Genomic DNA, 5,513 nt, shown 5'->3' with positions numbered 1-5,513 from the left:
TTCGATGGCGGGCGATGTCGCGCCCGCGCGCTCCAGCGCCTGCGCCAGCGTGAAGGAGGGTTCCTCCGCCCGCGCCGCCAAGGCGCTGGTGCAGCAGGACGCGGCCAGAAAGACCGCAATGATGCGTATCATGAAAAAGAATTCCTGAAATCAACGGAAAAGGAACCGCGACGCCGGGCGAACGCGGTCTATTCGGTCAATGTCAGGCGATGGGTGGGCGCAATGTCCGGGCAGGTTCGATGGCGGACAGGCGCTGCACCACGGGTATCGTCAGCCGATCGCGGGTCGCCACCGTCCCATCGAAGGCCAGGCGCGATCCCGCCGTGCCGACATGATGGCCATGACAACCGCCATGATGATGCGGCAGGCCGTTATCGGCGTCGCCAGGCTGCAGGTCGCCGTGCATGTCGGCCGCGCTGGTCGACAGGCTGGTCTCATCTTCGACACAGCCCAAGGCCTCGGTCGCATGCGCGAGCGTTCCCATCCCCATGGAGAGGAGAATCATGACCGCCGCAAAGAAAGACAGCAAACCCCGCATGGCTTTTGCTTAACAGCCTTGCACGCGCCTGTCATCGTCCGCTCATAGCCTAGCGCGCTTATCGAAAACTTTACCCTGTTCGCGCTAGGACAGACCCCTATTTGGATTGCCGGGATTGCCGATGCGCTTTGTTCTGACCCTGCCCCTGATCGGCGCGCTGGCCGCGCCGCAAGCCGCCCATGCACAGATCGCCGTTGCTGACAGCGGCGACACCGGTTGGATGATGGTCTGCGCACTGCTGGTCCTGCTCGCCGCCCTGCCTGGGCTGATGCTGCGTCATACGGGGCAGGTCAATGTCCGCAATGCGCTCTCGGTCATGGCGCAGGGCGCAGGCGTCATCGCCGCCGTGTCGCTGACCTGGGCAATTGCGGGCTATAGCCTCGCTTACGCACCGGGCAGCGCCTGGCTAGGCGGCGGCGCGAACCTGCTGCTCGCCAATCTCGCGCAATTGCGCGACGGGCTGACGGTCCCCGAATCCGCCTTCGTCCTCTTTCAGCTTACGCTCGCCCTGCTCGCCGCCTGCCTGCTGGTCGGCGCGGTCGCCGAACGGGCACGGATCGGCTGGTTCCTCGGCTTCGCGCCTCTCTGGCTGCTGCTCGTCTATGCGCCGGTTACCCATGCGGTGTGGAGCGGCGGCTGGCTCGCTGACCTTGGCGTCATGGATTTTGCCGGCGGCCTGGTCGTCCATGGCGTCGCTGGCTTCTCGGCCCTTGCGCTGGCGCTGATCGTCGGGCGCAGGCGCGATCCCGCCATGGTCGGCCATGCGCCGGTACTTAGCCTTGCAGGCGGGGCGCTGCTGTGGGTCGGCCTGTCCGGCATGGTCGGCGGCTGGGCGCTCGGCGCGACCGACGATGCCGCGACCGCTCTGCTCAACCATCATTTCGCCGCTTGCGCCGCTGCCCTCACCTGGGCGCTGCTCGACCATGTGCTGGGCAAGCGGACCACCACCACCGGCATAGTGTCGGGTGCCCTGGCCGGGATCGCCGCCATCGCTGCCTCCGCCGCGCTGGTCGGCACCGGCGGCGCGATGCTGATCGGCGTGATCGCTGCGCTCGTCTGCCGCCTCGCCCAACCCTTTGTGGCCCGCCATGTCGATGACAGCGCCAGCGTCTTCGCCATCCATGGCCTCGGCGGCGCGATCGGCATGCTGCTCTTGCCCGTTTTCGCTCTGCCGCTGATGGGCGGTGTTGGCTTCGACATCGGCATTACCCTCGCCAGCGCGCTGATCTCGCAGGCCATCGGCCTCCTCATCGTCGCGCTCTGGGCCATGGTCGGCAGCGCCATCGCCGCGCTGATCGTCTCGATGCTGATCCCCATGCGCGCCAGCGCACAGGCGGAAGCCGATGGTCTTGATCTGGCGCAGCATGGCCAGCAGGGCTGGGACTTCCGCTAGACGCCATGGCCGTCGCCGTCGCCATCTTCGCCCATCAGGAGGAGCGCCGGATCGGTGCCTGCCTGGCGTCGTTGCCGCTCGACCGGCCCGACACGTATTTCCATGTGCTGGTCAACGGCACGACTGACGCCACCGTCGCCCGCGCCACGGCGGCGGCGGGCGGACGCACCAACGTCATCGTCCACAACATAAAGGCTGGCGGCAAGTCGCGCACCTGGAACCATATGGTCCACAACCTGCTGACCGGGACGGAAGAGGCCGTCATCTTCATGGACGGCGATGCGCAGATCGTTGCGGGGTCGATCGACGCGCTGGTCGCGGACCTCGCCACGCACCCGCATGCCAATGCCAGCGCCGGCATGCCGATGAACGGACGCATGGCCGACTTCTACCGCCACAACCTCAAGATCGAAGGTGGCCTGTTCGGCGATCTCTACGCCCTGTCAGGACCGTTCGTCGCCGCGATCCGCGCGCGCGGCCTGCGCCTGCCCGATGATCTGATCGGCGACGATGGCCTGGTCGCCGCCTGGGCGCACACCAACCTCGCCAGCGATGCCGACTGGCAGCATGACCGTCTGCTTGCCTGCGACGCAGCAGGATTTTTGTGTGAACAGGTTAGCCTCGCCCGCCCCTCGACCTGGGCGATGCAATATAAACGTTTGATAAGCTATTCGGTGCGCTTCTTTCAGAACCGGATCGTGTCGGACATCATGACGCGGGAGGGACCCGATGGCCTGCCCCCACGCCTTGCCAGCCTCTATGCCGACTGGCTCCCCCGCTTCCGCCCGCGCTCCGGTCTCACCGGCTGGTTCGACCGCAGAGCACTCGCCCGAATGCGCCGCGCGATTTAGCGGTCCCGGCCCGCCAGCCCCTTGTTCAGGAACAGCGCAAAGCCGGTGACGACCGCGCCCGACAACAGATAGGCACCCGATGCTGCCAAACCGAACTCGGTCGAGATCAGCAGCGCCACCAACGGCGCAAACCCAGCACCCACCAGCCAGGCCAGATCCGACGTCAGCGCCGATCCGGTATAGCGCGTCGCCGAACTGAAATTGGACGCCACCACGCCCGACGACTGGCCAAAGCTGAGGCCCAGCAGGATGAAGCCGATCACCATGAATGCCACTTCGCCAAGGTCGCCGCCATTGAGCAGCAACGGCGCGGCGACGGCGAAGAAGGCCGTGCCGATGGCCGAATAGCCGAGCAGGCGACGGCGACCGATCATGTCCGCGACGAAGCCCGACACGATGATCGCCAGCACGCCCACGAACGCGCCGATCACCTCGATCATCAGGAAGCGTTCCAACGGTTCGTCAGTGTAAAGCGCGATCCACGACAGCGGAAACACCGTAACCATATGGAACAGCGCAAAGCTGGCCAGCGGCGCGAACGCCCCGATGACGATGTTGCGTCCTTCGCTGCGCACGGTTTCGATCACCGGCGAAGGCTGCAACTCGCGCGCTTCGTAGAGCCGCGCAAATTCCTCCGTCACCACGATCCGCAACCGCGCGAACAACGCCACGACGTTGATCGCAAAGGCAACGAAGAAGGGATAGCGCCAGCCCCAGCTGAGGAAATCGGCGGTCGACAGGGTGGACAGGAAGAAAGCGAACAGCCCCGCCGCCACGATCAGCGCCAGTGGCGCGCCCAATTGCGGCATCATCGCATACCAGCCGCGCTTGGCCTGCGGCGCGTTGAGCGACAGCAGGGAAGCAAGCCCGTCCCATGTCCCGCCCAGCGCCACGCCCTGCCCCGCACGGAACAGCGCCAGCAGCACCGCCGACCAATGGCCGATCGTCTCGTAGCCCGGCAGGAAGGCGATGGCCGCCGTCGATCCGCCCAGCAGGAACAGTGCGATCGTCAGCTTTACGCCGCGCCCGAACTGCCGATCCACCGCCATGAAGATCAGCGACCCGATCGGCCGCGTCACAAACGCCAGCGCAAAGATGGCGAAGGACCAGAGCGTCCCTTGCAATGGCGAAAGGTAGGGAAAGACATGCGCCGGAAAGACGATGCACGATGCGATCGCATAGACGAAGAAGTCGAAAAAATTCCGACGTCCGGCCGATGATAACGCCGATGGCGATTTCGCCCGGCGCGATCTTCTTGCCGTCATGGGCGTGAAGGTTGCGCATGTCGCGTTCCGCCTGGGTGGAGTTGGTCTCCAGGTCAGGGCCGGGCGTGGTCGTCGCGGAGGTCATGGCGTGAAACGGGCCTTCATGCTGCAGGAACGATTGGTCGCCGTACAAGGCTGCGTGGCGAATCATTCAGGTGGTCAAATATACCCATGCCCCATTTCGCCATCGCACAGGGATAGGACAAAAGGTCCAATGTCACCCCGGAATTTTCCGGACTAGACGAGCCTCATGATCGCTCGCACGCCCGCCCCAAGCCGCGCAATTCTGCGCCGATTCGCTCCCCTCCTGCTGCTGCCGCTGGGCGCATGCGACTGGGTGGTCATGTCCCCGTCGGGCGATGTTGCGATGCAGCAACGCGACCTTATCCTGATATCGACCGCGCTTATGCTGCTGATCGTCCTGCCCGTCATGGGCACGATCGGCTGGTTCGCCTGGAAATATCGCGCCAAGGCGCAGGCGGAAGATTATGATCCCGACTGGGATCATTCCACCAGCCTGGAACTGCTGATCTGGTCGGCACCCCTGCTGATCATCATCGCGCTTGGCGCGGTGACCTGGACCAGCACCCATCTGCTTGACCCCTATCGCCCGATCGAACGCATCGATTCGGCGCGCAAGGTCGATCCGGCGGCCAAGCGCCTGCAGGTCGAAGTGGTGGCGATGGATTGGAAGTGGCTGTTCATCTACCCCGAACTAGGCATCGCGACGGTCAATGAACTGGCCGCGCCGGTCGATCAGCCGATAGAGTTCAAGATCACCTCCTCCACCATCATGAACAGCTTCTTCGTGCCCGCGCTTGCTGGCCAGATTTATGCGATGCCGGGCATGCAGACGACGCTCCACGCCGTCGCCAACAAGCCCGGCAAGTTCGACGGCTTCTCCGCCAACTATTCGGGTGCAGGCTTCTCCAACATGCGCTTCAAGTTCCACGCCATGGATCAGGGCGGGTTCGACCAGTGGGTCGCCCGCGTGAAGGCCAGCGGCGCGACGCTCGACCGCGCGACCTATGTCAAGCTGGAACAGCCGAGCGAGAAGGTGAAGCCCATGTATTTCGCAGGGATCGAACCCCGCCTGTTCCACGCCGCGCTCAACATGTGCGCGCAACCGGGCAAGCGTTGCATGGATGAGATCATGATGACCGACATGCACGGCGGCGCGGGCAAGGAATCGGCCCGCGACACCAAGGGCCTGCGCCATGACGGCACGATCGACGTCGGCGGCTATCACCCGGTCGAACCCGGCAAGAAGGGCGAGATCGCCCAGCCCGCCGGCATGACCCCGGCTGCCGAGCGCACCCCTGCAGAGCAAGGCAACCAAGCGCCTGGCCAGCAGGACCATGACGGGCACGGAGCGCATCATGGGAATTAAGGCCCTTGCTCCCCTCCCCTTCAGGGGAGGGGCCGGGGTGGGGGCCGATCGTCTTGGCATCGCACCTGCCGCACGC

General features: G+C 65.2%; 4 protein-coding genes and 1 pseudogene. 3 read left to right on the top strand and 2 right to left on the bottom strand.

Annotated elements, in window-relative coordinates:
- Positions 1-202: 202 nt before the first annotated feature.
- Positions 203-538 (bottom strand): hypothetical protein, encoded by a 336-nt coding sequence (locus tag BF95_RS25895; protein ID WP_051520229.1) that lies wholly within the window; start codon positions 536-538, stop codon positions 203-205.
- A gap of 121 nt (positions 539-659) precedes the next feature.
- Here BF95_RS25895 and BF95_RS24270 point away from each other — a divergent pair, with 121 nt between their 5' ends.
- The gene (locus BF95_RS24270; protein ID WP_043155292.1) at positions 660-1,931 is read left to right on the top strand and encodes an ammonium transporter; all 1,272 of its coding nucleotides are present in this window, start codon (positions 660-662) and stop codon (positions 1,929-1,931) included.
- 5 nt (positions 1,932-1,936) lie between these two features.
- Positions 1,937-2,782, top strand: a complete 846-nt coding sequence (locus tag BF95_RS24265; RefSeq protein WP_043155290.1) for a glycosyltransferase — start codon at positions 1,937-1,939, stop codon at positions 2,780-2,782.
- Here the strand turns inward: BF95_RS24265 and BF95_RS24260 are convergent.
- Positions 2,779-4,132 (bottom strand): annotated as a pseudogene (locus tag BF95_RS24260) (MFS transporter). The gene BF95_RS24265 and the pseudogene BF95_RS24260 overlap by 4 nt on opposite strands.
- 165 nt (positions 4,133-4,297) lie before the next feature.
- Between BF95_RS24260 and cyoA the strand changes: the two are divergent.
- Positions 4,298-5,437 (top strand): ubiquinol oxidase subunit II, encoded by a 1,140-nt coding sequence (cyoA, locus tag BF95_RS24255; RefSeq protein WP_043155287.1) that lies wholly within the window; start codon positions 4,298-4,300, stop codon positions 5,435-5,437.
- Positions 5,438-5,513: the final 76 nt, after the last annotated feature.

Source organism: Sphingobium sp. Ant17 (assembly GCF_000588875.1).
Lineage (GTDB): Bacteria > Pseudomonadota > Alphaproteobacteria > Sphingomonadales > Sphingomonadaceae > Sphingobium.
The sequence above is the reverse complement of the archived record's forward strand: the minus strand, read 5'-3'. Positions and strand labels throughout refer to the sequence as shown.

Excerpts from the sequence above, each read along its gene's own strand:
- BF95_RS25895 (WP_051520229.1), bottom strand. The coding sequence starts at position 538 with ATGCGGGGTTTGCTGTCTTTCTTTGCGGCGGTCATGATTCTCCTCTCC.
- BF95_RS24270 (WP_043155292.1), top strand. The coding sequence starts at position 660 with ATGCGCTTTGTTCTGACCCTGCCCCTGATCGGCGCGCTGGCCGCGCCG.
- BF95_RS24265 (WP_043155290.1), top strand. The coding sequence starts at position 1,937 with ATGGCCGTCGCCGTCGCCATCTTCGCCCATCAGGAGGAGCGCCGGATC.
- cyoA (WP_043155287.1), top strand. The coding sequence starts at position 4,298 with ATGATCGCTCGCACGCCCGCCCCAAGCCGCGCAATTCTGCGCCGATTC.